At 72.4% G+C, this 20,681-nt stretch carries 23 protein-coding genes; 13 read left to right on the top strand and 10 right to left on the bottom strand.

The features are described 5' to 3' along the window. The coding region (locus ACSNN7_RS24575) for a hypothetical protein (protein WP_436683300.1) at window positions 1–203 on the bottom strand (203 nt) is incomplete at its 3' end. 161 nt (window positions 204–364) lie between these two features. On the opposite strand from ACSNN7_RS24575, the gene ACSNN7_RS24570 reads away from it, so the two are divergent. Genes ACSNN7_RS24570 through ACSNN7_RS24560 form a run of 3 tightly spaced genes read left to right on the top strand, consistent with a single transcriptional unit; the run spans window position 365 to window position 3,004 of the window. Then, entirely contained in the window at window positions 365–1,216 is an 852-nt protein-coding gene (locus tag ACSNN7_RS24570) for an ABC transporter permease (protein WP_436683301.1), read from the top strand. Continuing rightward, window positions 1,209–2,021 (top strand): ABC transporter permease, encoded by an 813-nt coding sequence (locus tag ACSNN7_RS24565; protein WP_436683299.1) that lies wholly within the window; start codon window positions 1,209–1,211, stop codon window positions 2,019–2,021. The genes ACSNN7_RS24570 and ACSNN7_RS24565 overlap by 8 nt, the downstream gene beginning before the upstream one ends. Next, entirely contained in the window at window positions 2,018–3,004 is a 987-nt protein-coding gene (locus ACSNN7_RS24560) for an ABC transporter ATP-binding protein (protein ID WP_436683298.1), read from the top strand. Before ACSNN7_RS24565 ends, ACSNN7_RS24560 begins: the two co-directional genes overlap by 4 nt. A 10-nt stretch (window positions 3,005–3,014) precedes the next feature. Here the strand turns inward: ACSNN7_RS24560 and ACSNN7_RS24555 are convergent, their stop codons facing one another. From ACSNN7_RS24555 to nadA, 3 genes are all read right to left on the bottom strand, one after another. Further along, window positions 3,015–3,656, bottom strand: coding sequence for a DUF3043 domain-containing protein (locus tag ACSNN7_RS24555; RefSeq protein WP_436683297.1), 642 nt, complete (start codon window positions 3,654–3,656; stop codon window positions 3,015–3,017). A gap of 39 nt (window positions 3,657–3,695) precedes the next feature. Beyond that, a complete protein-coding gene (gene murA / locus ACSNN7_RS24550) occupies window positions 3,696–5,051 on the bottom strand; it encodes a UDP-N-acetylglucosamine 1-carboxyvinyltransferase (protein ID WP_436683296.1) in 1,356 nt (451 codons plus the stop codon). Between the two features lie 232 nt (window positions 5,052–5,283). Further along, the gene (gene nadA / locus ACSNN7_RS24545; protein WP_436683295.1) at window positions 5,284–6,483 is read right to left on the bottom strand and encodes a quinolinate synthase NadA; all 1,200 of its coding nucleotides are present in this window, start codon (window positions 6,481–6,483) and stop codon (window positions 5,284–5,286) included. A gap of 68 nt (window positions 6,484–6,551) precedes the next feature. Here nadA and ACSNN7_RS24540 point away from each other — a divergent pair, with 68 nt between their 5' ends. From ACSNN7_RS24540 to ACSNN7_RS24525, 4 genes are all read left to right on the top strand, one after another. Further along, window positions 6,552–7,688, top strand: a complete 1,137-nt coding sequence (locus tag ACSNN7_RS24540; protein WP_436683294.1) for a glycerate kinase family protein — start codon at window positions 6,552–6,554, stop codon at window positions 7,686–7,688. Window positions 7,689–7,873: 185 nt separating this feature from the next. Then, window positions 7,874–8,242, top strand: coding sequence for an iron-sulfur cluster insertion protein ErpA (gene erpA, locus ACSNN7_RS24535; RefSeq protein ID WP_334450203.1), 369 nt, complete (start codon window positions 7,874–7,876; stop codon window positions 8,240–8,242). A gap of 218 nt (window positions 8,243–8,460) precedes the next feature. Then, entirely contained in the window at window positions 8,461–9,438 is a 978-nt protein-coding gene (locus ACSNN7_RS24530; protein ID WP_436683293.1) for a carbohydrate kinase family protein, read from the top strand. Continuing rightward, the gene (locus tag ACSNN7_RS24525; protein ID WP_436683292.1) at window positions 9,435–9,941 is read left to right on the top strand and encodes an AAA family ATPase; all 507 of its coding nucleotides are present in this window, start codon (window positions 9,435–9,437) and stop codon (window positions 9,939–9,941) included. The genes ACSNN7_RS24530 and ACSNN7_RS24525 overlap by 4 nt, the downstream gene beginning before the upstream one ends. Before the next feature lie 35 nt (window positions 9,942–9,976). Here the strand turns inward: ACSNN7_RS24525 and ACSNN7_RS24520 are convergent, their stop codons facing one another. Both ACSNN7_RS24520 and ACSNN7_RS24515 read right to left on the bottom strand, forming a co-directional pair. Further along, window positions 9,977–10,204, bottom strand: coding sequence for a sulfurtransferase TusA family protein (locus ACSNN7_RS24520; RefSeq protein ID WP_436683291.1), 228 nt, complete (start codon window positions 10,202–10,204; stop codon window positions 9,977–9,979). After that, a complete protein-coding gene (locus tag ACSNN7_RS24515) occupies window positions 10,201–11,352 on the bottom strand; it encodes a cysteine desulfurase family protein (protein WP_436683290.1) in 1,152 nt (383 codons plus the stop codon). The genes ACSNN7_RS24520 and ACSNN7_RS24515 overlap by 4 nt, the downstream gene beginning before the upstream one ends. A gap of 170 nt (window positions 11,353–11,522) precedes the next feature. On the opposite strand from ACSNN7_RS24515, the gene ctaC reads away from it, so the two are divergent. Together ctaC and ACSNN7_RS24505 are read left to right on the top strand one after the other, a co-directional pair. Further along, window positions 11,523–12,494 carry an aa3-type cytochrome oxidase subunit II gene (ctaC, locus tag ACSNN7_RS24510; RefSeq protein ID WP_436683289.1) on the top strand — a complete coding sequence of 324 codons (972 nt, stop codon included), beginning with the start codon at window positions 11,523–11,525 and terminating at the stop codon, window positions 12,492–12,494. A gap of 10 nt (window positions 12,495–12,504) precedes the next feature. Beyond that, window positions 12,505–12,933: a cytochrome c oxidase subunit 4 gene (locus tag ACSNN7_RS24505; RefSeq protein WP_436683288.1), complete on the top strand. Its 429-nt coding sequence runs from the start codon at window positions 12,505–12,507 to the stop codon at window positions 12,931–12,933. Between the two features lie 323 nt (window positions 12,934–13,256). On the opposite strand, the gene ACSNN7_RS24500 is transcribed toward ACSNN7_RS24505, so the two are convergent. From ACSNN7_RS24500 to ACSNN7_RS24485, 4 genes are all read right to left on the bottom strand, one after another. Then, on the bottom strand, window positions 13,257–13,469 hold the full coding sequence (locus ACSNN7_RS24500) for a hypothetical protein (RefSeq protein ID WP_436683287.1): 213 nt from the start codon (window positions 13,467–13,469) through the stop codon (window positions 13,257–13,259). 151 nt (window positions 13,470–13,620) lie between these two features. Continuing rightward, complete coding sequence (trpD, locus tag ACSNN7_RS24495; protein ID WP_436683286.1) at window positions 13,621–14,667, bottom strand: anthranilate phosphoribosyltransferase; 1,047 nt, start codon at window positions 14,665–14,667, stop codon at window positions 13,621–13,623. Window positions 14,668–14,756: 89 nt separating this feature from the next. Then, complete coding sequence (locus tag ACSNN7_RS24490) at window positions 14,757–15,152, bottom strand: hypothetical protein (protein WP_436683285.1); 396 nt, start codon at window positions 15,150–15,152, stop codon at window positions 14,757–14,759. Window positions 15,153–15,258: 106 nt separating this feature from the next. Beyond that, on the bottom strand, window positions 15,259–16,239 hold the full coding sequence (locus ACSNN7_RS24485; RefSeq protein WP_436683284.1) for a cytochrome c oxidase assembly protein: 981 nt from the start codon (window positions 16,237–16,239) through the stop codon (window positions 15,259–15,261). A gap of 108 nt (window positions 16,240–16,347) precedes the next feature. Between ACSNN7_RS24485 and ctaE the strand changes: the two genes are divergently transcribed. The 4 genes from ctaE (at window position 16,348) to qcrB (ending at window position 20,646) form a co-directional block, all read left to right on the top strand. Continuing rightward, a complete protein-coding gene (gene ctaE, locus ACSNN7_RS24480; protein ID WP_436683283.1) occupies window positions 16,348–16,947 on the top strand; it encodes an aa3-type cytochrome oxidase subunit III in 600 nt (199 codons plus the stop codon). A 72-nt stretch (window positions 16,948–17,019) separates the two neighbouring features. Then, a complete protein-coding gene (gene qcrC / locus ACSNN7_RS24475; protein WP_436683282.1) occupies window positions 17,020–17,856 on the top strand; it encodes a cytochrome bc1 complex diheme cytochrome c subunit in 837 nt (278 codons plus the stop codon). A 67-nt stretch (window positions 17,857–17,923) separates the two neighbouring features. Then, complete coding sequence (gene qcrA / locus ACSNN7_RS24470; RefSeq protein WP_436683281.1) at window positions 17,924–19,021, top strand: cytochrome bc1 complex Rieske iron-sulfur subunit; 1,098 nt, start codon at window positions 17,924–17,926, stop codon at window positions 19,019–19,021. Beyond that, entirely contained in the window at window positions 19,018–20,646 is a 1,629-nt protein-coding gene (gene qcrB / locus ACSNN7_RS24465; protein WP_436683280.1) for a cytochrome bc1 complex cytochrome b subunit, read from the top strand. Before qcrA ends, qcrB begins: the two co-directional genes overlap by 4 nt. Window positions 20,647–20,681: the final 35 nt, after the last annotated feature.

Genomic DNA, 20,681 nt, shown 5'->3' with positions numbered 1-20,681 from the left:
CCCCCACCCGCCCCGACGGGACGTACCTCGGGCGGTCCTGGGCCGACCACGGCGGCCCGCCCGCGCGGCGGCGGGGTGTGCCGGGGCCCGATGTCGCCGGGATAGCGCTGGCCGGGGAACTGCGGCTCCCATTCCGTGGTCGGCTCGACCACCCAGGAGGGTTCGGCCGGATCGTGCCAGCGGTCGCGGTAGCCCGCCGTCATCGGGGGCCCTCGTCGCCGCCCGTGCGGCGCGGCCCGATGCCCGGCTCGCGTCGCTCGCTCACGGCGGTGTCACCTCGTTGGAAATTGTCGTGCCGGGGCCCCCACGTGCCGGTAGAGTCGCCCAACCCGGCATGGCATGGCTGCGGATGGAGGGTAACGGCGTGGGCTCGGTCACCGCCACTGTGGCACCGCCCACGGCCTCAAACGTTATCCTATGGTTTCGGACATTCTGGGCTATATCCCGATCCGGCTTCCGACGATACGCCACCTACCGGCAGGCCGCACTCGCCGGTGTCGTCACCAACTCCGTCTTCGGGTTCCTCCACTGCTACGTGCTGCTCGCGGCGGTCGGCAGCGCCGGCGCCGTCGCCGGGTACGACCGGGCGCAGCTCGCCACCTTCGTCTGGGCCGCGCAGGGCCTGCTGGCGGTGATCCTGCTCTGGGGCTGGTCCGACCTGGCCGACCGGATCCGCACCGGCGACGTCGCCGGTGACCTGCTCCGCCCGGTGCACCCGGTGACCAGCTACCTCGCCACCGACCTGGGCCGCGCCGGGTACGCCGTGCTGGCCCGGATGCTGCCGCCGGTGCTCATCGGCCCGCTCTTCTTCGACGTGTACCTGCCCACCCGCTGGTGGACCCTGCCGCTGTTCGTCGTCTCCGTGGTCACCGCGGTGGTGCTCTGCTTCGGCTGCCGGTTCCTGGTCAACACCACGGCGTACTGGTTGCAGGACGTCCGGGGCCCGATGATCCTGTGGACGCTCGGCTCGGCGGTGCTGGCCGGGCTCTACTTCCCGCTGCGCTTCCTGCCCGAACCGCTCCAGCTCTGGCTCTGGTTCGGCACCCCCTTCCCGAGCCTGCTGCAGACCCCGCTGGACGTGCTGGTCGAGCGGGACCCACCGGCCACCCAGCTCGGGCTGGTCGCCCTCCAGCTCGGCTGGACGGTGCTGATCCTGGCCGCCTGCCGGCTGGTCCAGCGCCGCGCCGAACGCCGGCTGGTGGTGCAGGGTGGCTGAGGCGGGCGGCACGGCCACCGCGTACCGGGCCCTGCTGCGGGCGCAGGCGCGGTCGCAGACGGCGTACCGGACGTCCTTCGTGGTGGACCTGCTGGGCAACGTCGGGGCCACCGTCTTCGACGTGGTCACCGTCCTGGTGCTGTACGGGGTGACCCACCAGCTGGGCGGCTTCACGCTGCCGGAGACGCTGGTGATGGTCGGCCTCTCCTCCTGCGCGTTCGCCACCGCCGACCTGCTGGTCGGCAACATCGAGCGGCTGCCCCGGTACGTGCGTACCGGGCTGCTCGACGCGGTGCTGCTGCGGCCGCTCGACACCCTGCCTCAGCTGCTACTGATGGACCTGCCGCTGCGCAAGCTCTCGCGGGCCCTGTTCGGCCTGGCCGTGCTGGTGGTGGCGCTGGCCAACGCCGGGATCGACTGGACGCCCGGCCGGGTGGTGCTGGCCGGCGTCGCCCCGCTGGCCGGGGTGGTCTTCTTCGGCTCGCTCTTCGTGGCCACCGCCACCGTGTCGTTCTACTGGGTGGAGTCGGGGGAGCTGGCCAACTCGGTCACCTACGGCGGCCGGGACTTCACCTCGTACCCGGTCACGGTCTTCGAGGGCTGGTTCCGGGCCGTCTTCGCGTACGCGCTGGGGTTCGCCTTCGTCAGCTACCAGCCGGCCCTGGCGCTGCTCGGCCGGGCCGACCCGCTCGGCCTGCCGGCCTGGGCGGGCTGGGCCGCCCCCGGCGTCGCGCTGGTCGCCGCCGCCGCGGCGGCGCTGGCCTGGCGCGTCGGTGTCCGCCACTACCGGAGTACGGGGTCATGAGCCTGGTGATCGACGCGCAGGGGCTGCGCAAGGAGTTCACGGTACGGGTCAAGGTCGGCCGGCTGCGCCGCGAGAAGCGGACGGTCACCGCCGTCGACGGGGTGGACCTGCGGGTGGAGCGCGGGGAGACCCTCGGCTACATCGGTCCCAACGGGGCCGGCAAGTCCACCACCCTGAAGATGCTCACCGGCGTGCTCACCCCCTCCGGCGGAGAGGTGCGCGTCTGCGGGCTGCGTCCGGTCGCCCAGCGCACCCGGCTGGCCCTCGGCATCGGCGTGGTCTTCGGTCAGCGGTCCCAGCTCTGGTGGGACCTGCCGCTGCGCGACTCGTTCGACCTGCTGCGGCACGTCTACCGGGTGCCGGCCGGCGACCACGCGGCCCGGCTGCGCCGCTGCCGCGACCTGCTGGACCTCGACGAGTTCCTGGACACCCCGGTGCGGCAGCTCTCCCTCGGGCAGCGGATGCGCGGTGAGCTGACCGCTGCGCTGCTGCACGGCCCGCGGGTGCTCTTCCTCGACGAGCCCACCATCGGCCTGGACGTGGTGAGCAAGCGGGCGGTCCGCGACTTCCTCGGCGAGCTGAGCCGGGCCGGCGACACCACGCTGGTGCTCACCACCCACGACCTGGCCGACATCGAGCGGCTCTGCCGGCGGCTCGTGGTGATCGACCACGGCCGGGTGGTGCACGACGGCTCGATCGCCGCCCTGCACAGCCGGTACGGCTCCCGCCGGCTGGTCGTCGCCGAGCTGGACGCCGCGCTGGCCAGCCCGCCGGCGCTGCCCGGCGCGCCGCTGGAGCGCGTCGAGGCCGACGGGCGCCGGCTGGTCTACGCCTGCGACTCGGCGGGCGCGGCGGAGGTGGTGGCCGGGCTGGCCGGCCTGGCCACCCTGCGCGACATCTCGATCGTCGAGCCGGACATCGAGGAGGTGGTGACCCGGCTCTACCGGTCTGCCCAGGGACGGCAGGTCCCGGTCACCGGTTGACCCTGCAGGGTCAGATCTTGTCGCCGATGGCGACCCGGGGCGCGGGCGCCCGCATCCGGCGGAAGGTGATCGAGCGCATGATCGCGTAGAGGTAGAGCGACCCCATCCGCTCGCCGCTGTTGGGGAAGCGCTCCCGGATCAGCTTCTTGATCTTGCGGGAGATCAGGATCGAGTCGATCACCACGCCGAGCGCGAGCGCGCCCCAGACCACGTTCGAGGCCAGCCGGATCGCCGGGGGCATGGCCTGGTTGGAGCCGATCAGCACGATCAGCGCGCCGCCGAAGAACCAGGTGCCGACCGTACGCCGGGAGTCGACCACATTGCGGGCCAGCAGCCGCTCCGGGCCGCGGTCGCGCGGGCCGCCCTCGCGGCGGAACTCGGCCGCCGCCTCGGCGCGGGCCGCCCGGCGCTGCTCCCGGGCCTCCTCCTTGGTCAGCGGCTTCGCCGGGCCGGCCGGCCGGCGACCGGCCACCGGCCGCTTCGGGGTCTGCAGGCCCAGCTCCTTCTTGCTCGGGGTGTAGCCCCGGGCGCGCGCGGCGGGCTGCTCCTCGGTCACCACGACGGTGTCGGAGGAGTCGGATTCGGCGGGCTTGCGGCGAAACAGCGACGGCACGAGGTGAAGGGTAGCCAAACGACGGCGCCCGGTGCACATCACGGTGCACCGGGCGCTCGGCGGAGCGGGTGAGTTCGGTTACGGACGCTCGACGTGCGCGCCCAGGCTGGCCAGCTTCGCCTCGAAGTCCTCGTAACCGCGGTTGATCAGGTCGACGCCGTACACCCGGGAGGTGCCCTCGGCGGCGAGCGCCGCGATCAGGTGGCTGAACCCGGCGCGCAGGTCCGGGATGACCAGGTCGGCCGCGTGCAGCTTGCTCGGGCCGGCGATCACCGCCGAGTGCTTGAAGTTGCGCCGGCCGAAGCGGCACGGGGTGCCACCCAGGCAGTCCCGGTAGACCTGGATGTTGGCGCCCATGGTGTTCAACGCCTCGGTGTAGCCCAGCCGCTGCTCGTAGACCGTCTCGTGGACGATCGACAGCCCGCGGGCCTGGGTCAGCGCGACCACCAGGGGCTGCTGCCAGTCGGTCATGAAACCGGGGTGCACGTCGGTCTCCAGCGCCACGGCGTTCAGCTCGCCGCCCGGGTGCCAGAACCGGATGCCGCCCTCCTGGCCCGGGTCGCCGAGCTTCGGCGCGCGGGCGTCGGTCACCTCGTACGCGCCGCCGACCGAGCGGAAGACGTTCAGGAAGGTCATCATGTCGACCTGCTGGGCGCCGAGCACCTCGACGTGCCCGCGGGTGGCCAGCGCCGCCGCCGCCCAGCTCGCCGCCTCGATCCGGTCCGGGATCGGCCGGTGGGTGTAGCCGCTGAGCCGCTTCACGCCCTGGATCTCGATCACCCGGTCGGTGTGGACCTTGATGATCGCGCCCATCTTCTGCAGGATGCAGATCAGGTCGATGATCTCCGGCTCGACGGCGGCGTTGCGCAGCTCGGTGACGCCCTCGGCCATCACCGCGGTGAGCAGCACCTGCTCGGTGGCGCCCACGCTCGGGTACGGCAGGGAGAACTTGGTGCCGTGCAGCCCGTTCGGCGCCGACAGGTGCAGCCCCTCCGGGGTCTTCTCCACGGTGGCGCCGAACTCGCGCAGCGCCTGGAGGTGGAAGTCGATCGGGCGCGGGCCGATGTGGCAGCCGCCCAGGTCGGGGATGAACGCGTGCCCGAGCCGGTGCAGCAGCGGGCCGCAGAACAGGATCGGGATCCGGCTGGAGCCCGCGTGCACGTTGATCTGGTCGGTGCTCGCGCTCTCGACGTTGGCCGGGTCGAAGACCAGTTCGCCTTCCTCGGCGCCGTCGGTGACCTTCACCCCGTGCAGGCCGAGCAGCCCGCGGACCACCTCGACGTCACGGATGCGCGGCACGTCGAAGAGTCGGCTGGGCGTGTCGCCGAGCAGGGCGGCGACCATCGCCTTCGAGACGAGGTTCTTCGCGCCGCGCACGCGGATCCGCCCTTCCAGCGGCGTGCCTCCGTGTACGACCAGGACGTCGTCGGTCAACGCAACCTCCAGCGCGCGTCGGGTGGTGCTGTGTGTCGAGGGGGGTCGAGCTGTCCAGCTGTCTTGCCGGCTGTCCAGCTACCCGGAATGGGACCGGCGCAAAACGGTCCGCGTGTCGTTCGCCCCGGCAGCATAGCCCTCGGTGACGAAAATGGAATCGGTCACATCGCCAGGCACGGCACGAACCGGGGATTCCGGTGTGTTTCCGTACCAGCGATGTGACCGAGGGTGATCAGTTGGCGGTCGGCGGCGGCGTGTCGGCGCCCGGCAGCGCGAGCATCTGGTCCAGCGCCACCCGGGCGTGGTGCGCGGTGTCCGCATCGACGGTGATCTGGTTGACCACCCGCCCGGCGACCAGCTCCTCCAGCGCCCAGACCAGGTGCGGCAGGTCGATCCGGTTCATGGTCGAGCAGTAGCAGACCGCCTTGTCCAGGAACATGATCTGCTTGTCCGGGTGCGCCAGCGCCAGCCGGCGGACCAGGTTCAGCTCGGTGCCGACGGCCCAGGCCGAGCCGGCCGGGGCCGCCTCGATGGTCTTGATGATGTACTCGGTCGAGCCGACGTGATCGGCGGCGTTGACCACCTCGTGCCGGCACTCCGGGTGCACCAGCACGTTGACCCCCGGCACCCGCTCGCGGACGTCGTTGACGCTGTCGAGGGTGAACCGGCCGTGCACCGAGCAGTGCCCGCGCCACAGGATCATCTTCGCGTCGCGCAGCTGCTCCGGGGTGAGCCCGCCGCCCGGCTTGTGCGGGTCGTACAGCACGCAGTCGTCGAGCGAGAAGCCCATCTCCAGCACGGCCGTGTTGCGGCCCAGGTGCTGGTCGGGCAGGAAGAGCACCTTCGACCCCTGCTGGTACGCCCAGTCCAGCGCCCGCTTGGCGTTCGACGAGGTGCAGACCACGCCGCCGTTGCGCCCGACGAAGCCCTTGATGTCGGCCGAGGAGTTCATGTAGGTCACCGGGACGGTGTCCGCCGCGAGGCCCAGCTCGGTCAGCACGTCCCAGGCGGTCTCGACCTGCGACAGCACCGCCATGTCCGCCATCGAGCAGCCGGCCGCCAGGTCGGGCAGGATCACCTTCTGCGCGTCCGTGGTGAGGATGTCGGCGCTCTCGGCCATGAAGTGCACGCCGCAGAAGACGATGTACTCCGCGTCCGGCCGGGCGGCCGCCTCCCGGGCCAGCTTGAACGAGTCGCCGGTCACGTCGGCGAACTGGATCACCTCGTCGCGCTGGTAGTGGTGGCCCAGCACGAACACCTTCGTGCCGAGCGCGGCCTTGGCCGCCGCCGCCCGGGCCACCAGGTCGGGGTCGCTCGGCGCCGGCAGGTCGCCCGGACACTCCACGCCACGCTCGGTGGCGGGGTCGCTGCCGCGGCCGAGGAGCAGCAGCGCAGTCGCGGTGTTGGAGGGTTCCACCCAGGTCGAAGTCACGCCCTCCATGGTCCCACAGCGTGGCTGCCGTGCAGCCTCCGCCGGTGTGGGCTGCCACACTGCCAGGCATGCGCGTGCTGCTCTGTCCGGACAAGTTCGCCGGCACCCTCGCGGCCCGGGAGGTCGCCGCCGCCGTCGCCGAGGGCTGGCGGGCCGTCGCCGCCGGCGACGACCTGCTGATCCGGCCGCTCGCCGACGGCGGGCCGGGCTTCGTCGCGGTGCTCGCCGACGCCCTCGGCGGCCGGCGGATCCCGGTGCCGACCGTCGACCCGCTCGGCCGCCCGGCCGCCGGTGAGATCCTGCTCACCGACGACGGCACCGCCTACCTGGAGAGCGCCCAGGCCTGCGGACTGCACCTGCTCTCCGCCGCCGAGCGGGACCCGAAGGCGACCACCTCCTACGGGCTGGGCACGCTGGTCACCGCGGCGGTCGAGCACGGGGCCCGCACGGTGGTGGTCGGGCTCGGCGGCTCCGGCACCAACGACGGCGGGGCCGGCCTGCTCACCGCGCTCGGCGCGACCCCGCTGGACGACGCCGGCCTGGCCCTGCCGTACGGCGGGGCCGCGCTCGCCGCCGTCGCCACCCTCGACGGCGCGCCCCGGTTGCGCGGCGCCACCCTGGTCGCCGCCACCGACGTGGACAACCCGCTGCTCGGGCTGCACGGGGCGAGCAACGTCTACGGCCCGCAGAAGGGCGCCACCCGCGAGGACGTGCTGCTGCTCGACGCCGCGCTGGAGCGCTGGGCGGCGGTACTCGAACGGGACCTGCCCGGCTGCCCGTCCGGGCTGGGCACGCTCCCGGGCGGCGGTGCGGCCGGCGGCCTCGGCGCGGCGATCCTCGCCCTGGACGGGCGGTGCGAGTCCGGCATCGACCTGGTGACCCGGGCGATCGGGCTGGACGCCGCGCTCGACGCCACCGACCTGGTGATCACCGGGGAGGGGTCCTTCGACCACCAGTCGCTGCGCGGCAAGGTGGTCGCCGGGGTGGCCGGCGCCGCCCGCGACCGGGGGGTGCCCTGCGTGGTGCTGGCGGGACGGGTGAGCACCGGGCGGCGGGAGGCGGCCTCGGCCGGCGTCACCGAGACGTACAGCCTGGTGGAGCACTTCGGCGGGGAGGAACGCGGCGGCGTCGAGGCGGCGATGGGCCGCCCGGCCGAGGGGCTGCGGGCGCTGGGCGCGCGGCTGGCCCGGCAGTGGAGCCGCTGAGACCCGTACCGGACGGGCGCCCGCCGGGGCGGACCTGCGGCGCGGGTCGCGAGCGTGCGGTCACGCCCCCGGGTGGCGGCGGCCGGGGCGGCGTACGATCGGATCTGGACCACACCGGGAATCACTGGCCGACGCGCGATGTTGGCCAGTGCATCCGGACCCATACCGCGCAGGGAGATTTCCACGTGACCACGCCAGCGCAGACCGAGTCGACCGAGGCCCAGGCCCCTACTTCCGTCGTCCTCACCGACGTCGCGGCGCAGAAGGTCAAGGCCCTGATCGAGCAGGAGGGCCGCGACGACCTGCGGCTCCGGGTCGCGGTGCAGCCGGGCGGCTGCTCCGGCCTGCGGTACCAGCTCTTCTTCGACGAGCGGTCGCTCGACGGTGACGTCGTCACCGACTTCGGCGGTGTCGAGGTCGTCGTCGACCGGATGAGCGCCCCCTACCTGGCCGGGGCGACCATCGACTTCGCCGACCGGATCGACGCCCAGGGCTTCACCATCGACAACCCCAACGCGGGCAGCTCCTGCGCCTGCGGCGACTCCTTCAGCTGAGTCGACGAGCACGTCGTGGGGGGGGGGGGGGGGGGGGGGGGGGGGGGGGGGCCGCCCTTCGGGGCGGCCCCGCCGCCGTCTGTGGGCGGCCTCTCACCTTCGCCCGGAGATGACGTCCGGACGACCGGCGGGTGGCGCGTCGCCGACCGACCCTGGACCGGCGCCCCCGGGCGACCGGTAGGCTGACCGGCGCCGTGCTCCCGACCGCGAGGGTTGACATGAAGATCGCCGTGACCGGCTCGATCGCGACCGACCACCTGATGAGTTTCCCCGGCCGCTTCGCCGACCAGCTCATCGCCGACCAGCTGCACAAGGTGTCGCTGTCGTTCCTCGTGGACGACCTGGTGCTGCGCCGGGGCGGAGTGGCGGCCAACATCGCCTTCGGCATGGCGCAGCTCGGGCTGCGCCCGGTGCTGCTCGGCGCCGTCGGCGCCGACTTCGCCGACTACCGCTCCTGGCTGGAGCGGCACGGGGTCGACTGCGAGTCCGTGCACGTCAGCGAGGTGGCGCACACCGCCCGGTTCGTCTGCACCACGGACACCGACATGTGCCAGATCGCCTCCTTCTACGCCGGGGCGATGAGCGAGGCCCGCAACATCGAGCTCTCCCCGGTCGCCCAGCGGCTCGGCGGTCTGGACCTGGTGCTGGTCAGCGCCAACGACCCGGAGGCGATGATCCGGCACTCCGCGGAGTGCCGGGACCGTGGCTACGCCTTCGTCGCCGACCCGTCGCAGCAGCTCGCCCGGATGGACGGCTCGGACGTGATCGGCCTGATCGACGGCGCCGACTACCTGATGACCAACGACTACGAGAAGTCCCTGCTGCAGAGCAAGGCCGGCCTCACCGACGAGCAGCTGCTCGACCGGGTGAAGGTGCGGGTCACCACGCTGGGCAAGGACGGCGCGGAGATCGCCGGCCGGGACTTCGGGAAGATCCACGTACCGATCGCCCGGGAGATTCAGGCGGTTGACCCGACCGGCGTCGGCGACGGCTTCCGCGCCGGGTTCTTCGCCGCGCTCTCCTGGGGCCTCGGCCTGGAGCGGGCCGCGCAGGTCGGCTCGCTGCTCGCCACGCTGGTGCTGGAGACCGTCGGCACCCAGGAGTACGAGGTCCGCCGCGACCTGTTCGTCAAGCGCCTGGCCGAGTCGTACGGCGACGCCGCCGCCGAGGACGTGCGGCCGTACCTGCTGCCGTGAGCCCGGTCCTGGTCGCGTTCGCCGGCCTGCCGGGGGTGGGCAAGAGCACCCTGGCCGAGCGGGTCGGCGCCGCGCTGGGCGCACCGGTGCTGCCGGTCGGCCCGGTCGAGCGGGCGCTGGCCCGCCACGGGCTGGTCGGCGACGTGCCCGGGACGGCCGCGTACCAGGCGGTCGCGGGGTTGGCCGAGGTGCAGCTCAGGCTGGGGTTGAGCGTGGTGGTCGACGCGGTCAACCCGGTGGCCGGCGCCCGCGGTCTCTGGCACGACCTGGCCGAGCGGGCCGGGGTGCCGCTGCGGCTGGTCGAGGTGCACTGCGGCGACGAGGCGGAGCACCGCCGCCGGGTCGAGGCGCGGCTGCCCGCCGAGCCCGACGCGCTGACCCCCACCTGGGACCAGACCCTGCTCCGGCGGGCCGCCTACGAGCCGATCATCGGCCCGCGCCTGGTGGTCGACACCTCCGTGGACGTAGACCCCCTCCCCGCCATCCTCACCTACCTCACCTGACCCACCCACCCCCGCCTGCGGGATCTGGCGGGGGGTCAGTGGGTGCGGCGGATGTCGTAGGCGGGGGTGTCCGGCACGGCGGCGACGAAGTGCTGCCCGCGCATGCGGCACCAGGCGGGGATGTCGACGGCGGCGGCCGGGTCGTCGGCCAGGACGCGCAGCACGGCCCCGACCGGCAGCTCGGGCAGCCGGCGGGCCAGCGCGATCACCGGCAGGGGGCAGCGCTGGCCCCGGCAGTCCAGCACCTCCGTGGGTTCGGTCACAGCCCCACCACCCCCGCCTCGGCGCGCAGCTCGGCGACGATCCCCGGCAGCTCCGCCAGGAACCGCTCGACGTCCGCCTCGGTCGTCTCCCGGTGCAGCGACACCCGGACGTTGCCGTGCGACAGCACCCCCATCGCCTCCAGCACGTGCGACGGGCGCAGCGTCGAGGAGGTGCAGGACGAGCCGGAGGAGACCGCGAAGCCGCGCCGGTCCAGCGCGTGCAGCAGCACCTCGCCGTCGACGTACAGGCAGGAGAAGGTGACCAGGTGGGGGAGCCGGTCGCTCGGGTCGCCGACCACCTCCACGTCCGGCACCTCGGCCGCCACCCGGGCCCGGATCCGGTCCACCAGCGGCGCCAGCCGGGCCGCCTCGGCCGCGGCGTCGGCCGCCGCCGCGCGCAGGCTCGCCGCCGCCGCCACCACCGCCGGCAGGTTCACCACCCCGGGGGTACGCCCCGACTCCCGCTCGTCGGCCGGCCAGGGCGACTCCCAGCGGGTGCCCTTGCGCACCACCAGCAGCCCGACGCCGGGTGGCCCGCCCCACTTGTGCGCGCTGGCGGTCAGCACCGACCAGCCGGCCGGCACCGGCGCCCGCCCCACCACCTGGGCCGCGTCGACGTAGAGCGGGACACCGGCGTCGGCGCAGTCGGCCGCCGCCCGTGCCACCGGCTGGACGGTGCCCACCTCGTGGCTGGCGGCGATCAACGCGGCCAGCGCCACCCCCGGCGTGCGTACCGCCTCGGACCAGGCGGACTCCTCGAGCCGGCCGAGCCGGTCCACCGGCACGCCGACCGCGGTGCCGCCGCCCGCCACGTGCCGCTCGGCGGCGTGCAGCACCGCGGAGTGCTCGATCGCGGAGTGCACCAGCCGCGCCCCGATCCGCCGCCGCCCGGCCAGCCCGCCCAGCACCGCCCCGTGCGCCGCCGCCGTACCGCTGGGGGTGAAGGAGAGCTCGTCGGCGCGGACGCCGAGGGTGGCCGCGGTGGCCTCGCGGGCGGCGTCGAGGAGCTGGCGGGCCCGGCGGGCCTGGCTGTACAGGCGGCCGGGGTCGGCCCAGCCGTCGTCGAGGGCGGCCAGCAGTGCCTGCCGGGCGACCGGATGCAGCGGCGCGGCAGTGGCCGCGTCCAGGTAGACCGGGGTAGGGCTCACGACAGCCCACGCTATCGGGTCGCTTTGCCCACGAGCCCCCCGATGGGGGCGCACAGTGACCCCAACACGGGCGAGCCCGTCATGGTCGAGTAATCTGCGACCGTCGGTGACGCCTTTGCCGTCGGTGCTTCAGGGAAACCCACCGCGGCGCGCTAGGGAGGCAGGACCAGGTGGTCGCAAGGAGTTCGGAGGTACGGCCCTCGGCCGTACGGCACAGCGCTTCCCCAGGAGCCGGTGGGCGCCGGCGGCGTGGTGCTGGTCGACTCGCCGGGCTCGGTCTCGGCGGAGCGGCGCTGCTGGTCCTGCTCACGGGCTGTGACGTCGGCAGCGCGGTCGACGGTTTCGGCTGGCCGCAGGGCGGCATCTCGCCGGAGTCGCACCGGATGTACGACCTGTGGATCGCCTCCTGCATCGCCGCCCTCGCGGTCGGCGTCTTCGTGTGGGGCCTGATCTTCTGGTGCATCGTGCGCTACCGCAAGCGGGGCAACGAGCTGCCGGTGCAGACCCGCTACAACCTGCCGATGGAGTTCCTCTACACCATCGCGCCGATCCTCATCGTCTCCGTGCTCTTCTACTACACGGCGGTCGTGCAGACCGACGTGGTCCGGACGACGAAGAACCCCGACGTGACCGTCGAGGTCGTCGCGTTCAAGTGGAACTGGCAGTTCAACTATCGCGACGGTCAGGGCCCGGAGGCCAACACCGTGGCGTCGGTGCTCGGCACCAGCGAGGTCATCCCGGTGCTGGTCCTGCCGACCGACCGGTCGATCCGGTTCGAGGAGACCAGCCGCGACGTCATCCACTCGTTCTGGGTGCCGGAGATGCTGTTCAAGCGGGACGTCATGCCGGGCAACGTCCGCAACGTCTTCGAGGTCTCCAAGCTGGAGAACGAGGGCGCGTACGTCGGCCGGTGCGCCGAGCTCTGCGGCAGCTACCACGCCTTCATGAACTTCGAGTTGCGCGTCGTCTCCCCGGAGAAGTACGACCAGTTCCTGGCGGCCAAGCGGGACGGCAAGTCGACGCAGGAGGCGCTCAGCGCCATCGGCGAGGACCCGTACGCGACGACCACCACGCCGTTCAAGACCCGGCGTAACGTGGGCACCTTCAACCCCGACAAGTCGCACTCCGACCCGAGGAACTGAGGGAACCGAGATGAAGACCGAGTGGCGTATCTTCCTGGTCATCGCCGCGTTCCTGCTCGGCGCGACGGTGCTCTACGGCGTCTGGACCTGGGGTGACTCGGGTGGCCAGGTCGAGTGGGTCGGCACCATCGCCCTGCTGCTGTCGTTCCTGCTCTGCGCGATGTGCGGCGGCTTCTTCTGGTTCGTCTCGCGCCGCATCGACCTGCGGCCGGAGGACCGGCCGGACGGCGAGATCGCCGACGGTGCGGGCGAGATCGGCTTCTTCAGCCCGGGCAGCTACTGGCCGTTCGGCCTGGCGCTGGCCGCCGCGGTGGCCGGCATGGGCCTGGTGTACTGGCAGTTCTGGCTGGTGGGCGTCGGCCTGGTCGCGGTGATCTTCGCCGCCTGCGGCCTGCTCTTCGAGTACTACACCGGCACCCGGCGTACCGCCGAGCACTGATCCGACGGCTTCACCCGCAGGCCCGCGTCCCGCTTCTGGGACGCGGGCCTGCGCGTGTTCCGCCCCCTGCCGCGCAAGTGGTGGCGGCGGGTCGGCTTGCGGGGACGCGGTGCCTGCTGTGGAGCTGATGACGTGAACGGATCAGGCGGCGGCGCTCGTCGGGCGCGGCCAGGTGAGTCGTCCACGACATCAGCTCCACAGGGCCGGGACGACGTCCGTCGGAGCGCAGGTGGCCGTTGCCCGGCACCGGCCGACCTCGGGCGGGCGCGGCCGGCCGCCGGCCGACCTCGTCGGGTGGCCGCTGGCGAGGGATCGGGAGCGGGTCAGGCCGCGCGGCGGCCGGACCGGGACGCCGCTCGCCCACGCCGGTCGGCGAGGCTGGGGGCGTGGAAGGTGAAGGTGGCGATCAGCACGGCCGCACCGCAGCCGATGCAGACCAGCTCGGCGCAGTCGGCGCCGTGACCGTCGACGCAGGGTGGGGTCTCGAACGGCTGAACGCCCTCGCAGGTGTCGCAGTAGAGCTCGCGGTCCGACACGGGCGTCTCCTCTCGCTCCGGTGCCCGCCGACGGCCATCGCCGCCATCGGTGGAAAACGGAAAATTACTCCCGTGTAGTTTGGCACGCCCCTCCGACATTTCCGGCCGGGACGCCCTCGGCGCGTCCCGCCACCGACCCGCGGACCGGCGCTCAGAGCGCGCGGGACACCTCGACCCAGCGGTCCAGGACGGCGGCGGCCGACCCCGAGTCGATCGACTCGGCGGCCCGGTCCATCCCGGCCCGCAGCGCCTCGGTCAGGTCGCCGTCCAACGGGCCCTGGGTGGCCAGCGCGGCCGCGGAGTTGACCAGCACCGCGTCCCGTACCGGGCCGGGGTCGCCGGCCAGCAGCCGGCGCGCCACCTGAGCGTTGTACGCCGCGTCTCCGCCGCGCAGGTCGGCCAGCGTGGACCGGGGCACCCCGAGGTCCCGCGCGTCCAGCAGCGCCTCCCTGACGGTGCCCTGCTGGGCCACCCAGACCCGGGTCGGGGCGGCGGTGGTGAACTCGTCCAGGCCGTCCTCACCGCGCATCACGATCGCCGAGTCGCCCCGCCCGGCGAAGACGGCGGCCATCACCGGGGCCATCCGCGCGTCGAAGCAGCCGACGGCGCCGGCCCTGGGCCGGGCCGGGTTGGTCAGCGGGCCGAGGAAGTTGAAGAAGGTGGGCACGCCGATCTCGCGGCGGACCGGGCCGGCGTGCCGCATCCCGGGGTGGAACCGGCCGGCGAAGCAGAACCCGATCCCGGCCTCCTCGACGCAGCGGGCGACCTGCTCGGGCGCGAGGTCCAGCGGCACCCCGAGGAACTCCAGCAGGTCGGCGGTGCCGCAGAGCGAGGAGGCGGCGCGGTTGCCGTGCTTGACCACCCGGACGCCGGCGCCGGCCACCACCAGCGCGGTCATGGTGGAGATGTTCACGGTGTGGGCGAGGTCACCGCCGGTGCCGACCACGTCCAGCGCGGTCTGCCGCAACTCCTCCGGCAGCTCGACCGGGACCGCCCGGCCGAGCATCGCCTCGACCAGCCCGGCCAGCTCGGCGGGGGTCTCGCCCTTGGCCCGCAGCGCCACCGCGAAGGCGGCGACCTGGGACGGGGCGGCGGCGCCGGTCATGATCTCGTCCATCGCCCAGGCGGTGTCGGCGGTGGAGAGCTCCCCGCCGCGCAACAGCGTGTTGAGCAGGTGCGGCCAGGTCCGTTCGCCCATCGTGGGCCTCCCGAGCGGGCGTGGGTGCGGGTGGGACGGGGTGGGCGCCCGTCAGCCCGGGCACCGGAGGCGCCGCCGAGCGCGCCGGCTCAGGCGGCGGCGTGCGTACGCAGCAGCTCGGCGACCGTGGTGCCGGTGGTCACCGGGTCGAGCGGGTGCATCAGCGTGGCGTCGACCTGCGCGTACGCGGCGAGCCATCGGTCGGCGGAGCGGGCGATGACCACGCAGGTGGGCGGGGCGTCGTCCCGGTCGTCCTTGATCTGGCGGGCGATGCCGATGCCACCGCCCGGGCTGGCCTCGCCGTCGAGCAGCATGAGGTCGATCTCGTAGTCGTCGACCAGCCGGACGCACTCGGCGTACGTGGCCGCCTCGACGAACTCGATCTCGAGGCCGGGCGCGGGGCGGGTGCCGACGGCCAGCCGCATCCGGTCACGGACCTGCGGGTCGTCGCTGTAGAGCAGGACGGTGCACTGACGATCGCTCATCGCTGAACTGGCTCCCACCTCGTAGCTGCCCGCTGATCGTACCCGCCGGTGTGGCGTAGCTGACATCCCGCCCGGCGGCCCGCCGCGCACGCGGCGTCGGCGCAGCTCAGGCCGGGGTGCCCGGGGCCGCGGTCGGGGCGGCGTCGGCGGCCCGTTCCCGGGCCTCCTGGCGGTCCAGCTCGCGGTCGAGCCGGCGGGCCTCCCGCTCGGACTGCCGGATCCACTGCACGACCAGCACCGCGAGCATCGTCACACTGACGAACTCGCCACCGGCCCAGAGGATGCCGCCGGCGACCACCTGGTCGTCGCGCGGGTTCGACCAGGCCAGGTTGAGCGACGGGTACCAGTCGCCGCCGAGCAGGGTGGTGCTCTGCATGATGGTGAGCCCGAGCACCGTGTGGAACGGCACGGAGAGCAGCATCAGCAGCGCCCGCGCCGGGTACGGCCACCGGCCCGGCAGCGGGTCGAGGCCGAGCAGTGGCCAGAAGAACACGCAGCCGGTGGCGATGAAGTGCGCGTGCACCAGCTCGTGCGCCCAGGCGTGCTCCAGCGTGTACTCGTAGAGGCCGCTGAAGTAGAGCGCGAACGGGTTGACCACGAAGATGCTGAACGCCACCAGCGGGTAGCTGTAGACCTTGGCGAACCGGCTGTGCACGATCGCCAGCAGGCGCTTGCGCGGGCGGACCGGCAGCGTGCGCAGGGCCAGGGTGACCGGGGCGCCCAGGGCGAGGAAGATCGGCGCGACCATCGACAGCACCATGTGCTGCACCATGTGCACCGACACCAGCGCCGTGTCGTACGCGTGCAGGCCGCTGACCGTGACCGCGGCGATGCCGCCGAGGCCCGGGCCGAGGAAGCAGATCGTCCGCACGACCGGCCAGGCGTCCCCGCGCAGCCGCAGCCGGTACACCCCGTAGAGGTAGAGTCCGGCGGCCAGGACCAGCCCGAGGGCGAGCCAGCTGTCCAGCCGGGTCTCGGTGAAGACCCGGGCGACGGTGAACGGCGGCGGGACGGCGTCGCCTCCGGCGGCGAGGACCGCCGACGGGCCCGCCGAGGTCGCGGCGAAGATCGAATCGACGTGCAGCACGCTTTTCAGGCTAGGCCAGGCGAACCGGACCACCACGATCGGGCCATCCCTCGCGTTGGTTTGGCCCCCCGCTGATCGCCCGCCCCGGTCAAGGGCAATAATGACCGCGTGACTGCGGCCCCAGCCATTGACAAGAGCCGGATCCACTCCCTGACCCGACCCAACATGGTCAGCGTCGGGACGATCGTGTGGCTCTCCAGCGAACTCATGTTCTTCGCGGCGCTGTTCGCGATGTACTTCTCCATCCGCGCTGCGGCGCCGGAGCAGTGGGCGAAGCACACCGAGCACCTCAACATCCCGTACGCGACCACCTTCACGGTGATCCTGGTGTTGTCCTCGGTGACCTGCCAGCTCGGCGTCTTCGCGGCGGAGAAGGGTGACGTCCACGCCCTGCGGCGCTGGTTCACGATCACCTTCGTGATGGGCCTGATCTTCGTGCTCGGCCAGGTGAACGAGTACCGCGAGCTGGTGCACGAGGGCATCAAGATCAACGAAGACGGTTACGGGTCGATGTTCTACCTCACCACCGGCTTCCACGGCCTGCACGTGACCGGCGGCCTCATCGCCTTCGTCATCTTCATGATCCGCACCACCATGGGCCGGTTCACCCCCGCCCAGGCCACCTCGGCGATCGTCGTGTCGTACTACTGGCACTTCGTCGACGTGGTGTGGATCGGGCTCTACGCCATGATCTACTGGCTTCAGTGATCTTGGCGCGTCACGTATCGCGCCGCTGCTCCGTCCCCTGAGACAAGGTCCAACCGGTTAAGGACACAGGTCATGACTTCTGACAACGACCGCCGACGCGGTCTGCTCGCGCGCCTGCGCGGGCGGCCCGTAGCGCGCAGCAGGGGCCGCCGCCGGCTGGGCGCCGCGGTCCGGCTGTTCGCCGCGCTGATGCTGGCCGGCGGCGCCTACACCGTCTTCGCCCCCGGCGTGCAGGCGCAGGAAAACCCGCCGCTGACCGGCGCCGCCGCAGAGGGCAAGGCGCTGTTCGACGTGAGCTGTGTGACCTGTCACGGTCGCAACGCGCAGGGTGTCGAAGGGCGCGGACCGAGCCTGGTCGGAGTCGGCGCGGCCTCGGTGGAGTTCCAGGTCGGCACCGGCCGCATGCCGATGGCCCGCCAGGAGGCGCAGGCCTGGCGCAAGCCGAAGGTCTTCACCGACGAGGAGATCCGCCAGCTGGCGCAGTACGTCCAGGAACTGGGTGGCGGCCCGGTCGTGCCGGCCGGTGACAACCTGCACAAGGACGCCAACATCGCCGCCGGCGGTGAGCTGTTCCGGGTCAACTGCTCGCAGTGCCACGCCTTCGGCGGTGGCGGCGGCGCGCTCTCCTCGGGCAAGTTCGCCCCGAGCCTGCGCCCGGCCACCGACCGCCAGATCTACGCCGCCATGCTGAGCGGCCCGCAGAACATGCCGGTGTTCGGGGACAACCAGATCACCCCGGAGCAGAAGGCGGACATCATCGCCTACATCCAGGAGACCCTGAAGCAGGGCGAGGACCACGGCGGGTTCAACCTCGGCCGGTACGGTCCCTCGACCGAGGGCCTGGCGATCTTCCTGGTCGGCGTCGTCGCGCTGGTCTTCGCCAGCCTGTGGATCGCGGGCAAGTCGTGACCGGGCAGATCATTCGGTTCAGCGCTGTGGTGCCGCGGCGCGGCACCGCCCCGAGCGAGGTGAGGGCGTGAGCACCCACACGGACAAGACGGCCGGCCCGGCCGGCGAGAAGTCCTTCGACATCGACGACCCCCGCACGACGCGGTTCGACATCGTCGTGGAGGGTGCCCGCCGCGACGACATCGAGATCGTCCACTACGAGCCGCAGTTCGCCGAGGGCACCAAGGCGGAGCGGCGGATGGTCCGTCTCGTCGCGTTCCTCTTCCTGCTGACCGGCCTGGCGGCGACCGCCTTCCTGGTCGTCTACATCTGGTGGCCGTGGCAGTACGAGGGCGCCCACGGCGGCGACAAGCTCTTCACCCCGCTGCTCGGCCTGACCCTGGGTGTCGCGCTCGGCGCGCTCGGCTTCGGCATCCTGGTCTGGGGCAAGAAGGTGCTGCCCAAGGAGGTCTCGATCCAGGACCGCCACCAGGGGCAGTCCTCCTCGCCGGAGGAGCAGCGCATCGTCGGCCAGACGATGCTCTACATGGCCGACGAGCTCAACGTGCGCCGTCGTCCCCTGCTGGGTGTCTCCCTGCTGGCCGGTCTGGCGCCGGTCGCGGCGGTCGCCGCGGCCCCGCTGGTCGGCGGTCTGATCTCCGACCCGCACAAGAACAACCAGATGTTCCGCACCGGCTTCGCCGCCGCGAACGAGGGCGAGAAGATCCGGTTGGTCCGCGAGGACGGCCGGCCGATCCGCCCGGCGGACATCAGCAGCGGCGGTCAGCTCACCGTCTTCCCCGGCATCGAGCACGGCGTGAGCAACATGCACGCCGACTCGCCGACGCTGCTGATCCACCTGCGGGACTCCGACGCCCAGGACGCGCGGCGCAACAACGAGCGTGAGGGAAAGCCCGACTTCATGTGGGGCAACTACATCGCGTACTCGAAGATCTGCACCCACGCCGGCTGCCCCGCCAGCCTGTACGAGCAGCAGACCAACCGCCTGCTCTGCCCGTGCCACCAGTCGCAGTTCCTGATCACTGACAACGCCCGCCCCATCTTCGGTCCTGCCAGCCGGAGGCTCCCGCAGCTGCCCATCGAGGTGGATGAGGAGGGCTTCTTCGTGGCACGGACGGACTATCAGGAGCCGGTCGGGCCGGACTTCTGGGAGCGCCCCGCATGAAGCGCCGTAAGTTTGACGTAGCAGCGGTGCCGGGCAAGGCCGCACGGGAAGTGGACGACCGCTTCCAGGTGGCCACGCCCCTGCGCCGGCTGCTGAACAAGGTCTTCCCCGACCACTGGTCGTTCCTGCTCGGCGAGATCGCGCTCTTCTCGTTCGTGATCCTGCTGCTGACCGGTGTCTTCCTGACCTTCTTCTACGAGCCGGCGATGACCGAGGTCGTCTACAACGGCAGCTACGCCCCGCTGCGGGGCACGCCGATGTCGGCCGCGTACGCCTCCAGCCTGGACCTGTCGTTCGACGTCCGGGGTGGCCTGGTCATGCGGCAGATGCACCACTGGTCGGCCCTGCTGTTCATGGCCGCCATCGTGGTGCACATGCTGCGGGTCTTCTTCACCGGCGCCTTCCGCAAGCCGCGGGAGACGAACTGGATCATCGGCTCGCTGCTGTTCTGGGTCGGCTTCCTCGCCGGCTTCACCGGCTACTCGCTGCCGGACGACGGCCTCTCCGGCACCGGCCTGCGGATCGCCTCGGCGATCATGCTGTCCATCCCGGTGATCGGCTCCTGGCTCACCTCGTCGATCTTCGGCGGGGAGTTCCCCGGCACGATCATCATCAGCCGCTTCTACATCGCCCACGTGCTGCTCATCCCGGGTCTGCTGCTCGCGCTGATCGGTGCTCACCTGGGCCTGGTCTTCAAGCAGAAGCACACCCAGTGGCCCGGCCCCGGCCGGACCAACGACAACGTGGTCGGCGAGCGGATGTTCCCGCGGTACGCCCTGAAGCAGGGCGGGTTCTTCATGCTCGTCTTCGCGGTCGTCGCGCTGATGGGCGGTCTCTTCCAGATCAACCCGATCTGGTACTTCGGCCCGTACGAGGCGTGGGTGGTCTCCGCGGCGAGCCAGCCCGACTGGTACGTCATGTTCCTCGACGGCTCGACGCGACTGATGCCGGCCTGGGACCTGAACATCCCGTTCGGCGACGGTTACATCATCCCGCCGCTGTTCTGGCCGACCGTGGTGCTCCCCGGCATCCTGGTGGCGCTCTCCACGCTCTACCCGTTCCTGGAGGCCCGGCACCTCAAGGACCGCAAGAGCCACAACCTGCTGCAGCGGCCGCGGGACGTCCCGGCCCGTACCGCGGTGGGCGCCATGGCCGTCGCGTTCTTCATGGTGCTGACCCTGTCCGGCGCGAACGACGTCATCGCCGACAAGTTCAACATCAGCCTCAACGCGATGACCTGGGCCGGCCGGATCGGTCTGCTGGTGGTCCCGCCGCTGGCGTACTACGTGACGTACCGGATCTGCCTCGGTCTGCAGCAGCACGACCGTGAGGTGCTGGCGCACGGCGTGGAGACCGGCATCATCCGGCGCCTGCCGGACGGCCGCTTCGTCGAGGTGCACCAGCCGCTCAGCTCGGCCGACGGCCACGACGGGCACGCCCCGCTGGACTACGTCGGCTGGGTGGTGCCGAAGAAGATGAACCGGCTCGGTGCCCTCGGCCCGGCCATCCGGGGCTTCTTCTACCCGATCGAGAAGCCGGCCGAGGCGCCGGTCTCGCCGGGGCACCCGCCCGTCGAGCCCCGCGCCGAGCGCGAGGAGATCAGCAGCGGCGAGAGCCGTCGCTGACGACGTACCCCGATCGTGGGGGGGGGGGGGGGGGG

The sequence above is a fragment of the Micromonospora sp. URMC 105 genome (assembly GCF_051386295.1).
In the GTDB taxonomy this organism is placed as follows: Bacteria; Actinomycetota; Actinomycetes; order Mycobacteriales; family Micromonosporaceae; genus Micromonospora.
The sequence above is the reverse complement of the archived record's forward strand: the minus strand, read 5'-3'. Positions and strand labels throughout refer to the sequence as shown.

Coding starts and splice junctions, on each gene's coding strand:
- ACSNN7_RS24560 (WP_436683298.1), top strand. CDS start 2,018: ATGAGCCTGGTGATCGACGCGCAGGGGCTGCGCAAGGAGTTCACGGTA.
- ACSNN7_RS24555 (WP_436683297.1), bottom strand. CDS start 3,656: ATGTGCACCGGGCGCCGTCGTTTGGCTACCCTTCACCTCGTGCCGTCG.
- ACSNN7_RS24540 (WP_436683294.1), top strand. CDS start 6,552: ATGCGCGTGCTGCTCTGTCCGGACAAGTTCGCCGGCACCCTCGCGGCC.
- ACSNN7_RS24530 (WP_436683293.1), top strand. CDS start 8,461: ATGAAGATCGCCGTGACCGGCTCGATCGCGACCGACCACCTGATGAGT.
- ACSNN7_RS24505 (WP_436683288.1), top strand. CDS start 12,505: ATGAAGACCGAGTGGCGTATCTTCCTGGTCATCGCCGCGTTCCTGCTC.
- trpD (WP_436683286.1), bottom strand. CDS start 14,667: ATGGGCGAACGGACCTGGCCGCACCTGCTCAACACGCTGTTGCGCGGC.
- ACSNN7_RS24490 (WP_436683285.1), bottom strand. CDS start 15,152: ATGAGCGATCGTCAGTGCACCGTCCTGCTCTACAGCGACGACCCGCAG.
- qcrC (WP_436683282.1), top strand. CDS start 17,020: ATGACTTCTGACAACGACCGCCGACGCGGTCTGCTCGCGCGCCTGCGC.
- qcrB (WP_436683280.1), top strand. CDS start 19,018: ATGAAGCGCCGTAAGTTTGACGTAGCAGCGGTGCCGGGCAAGGCCGCA.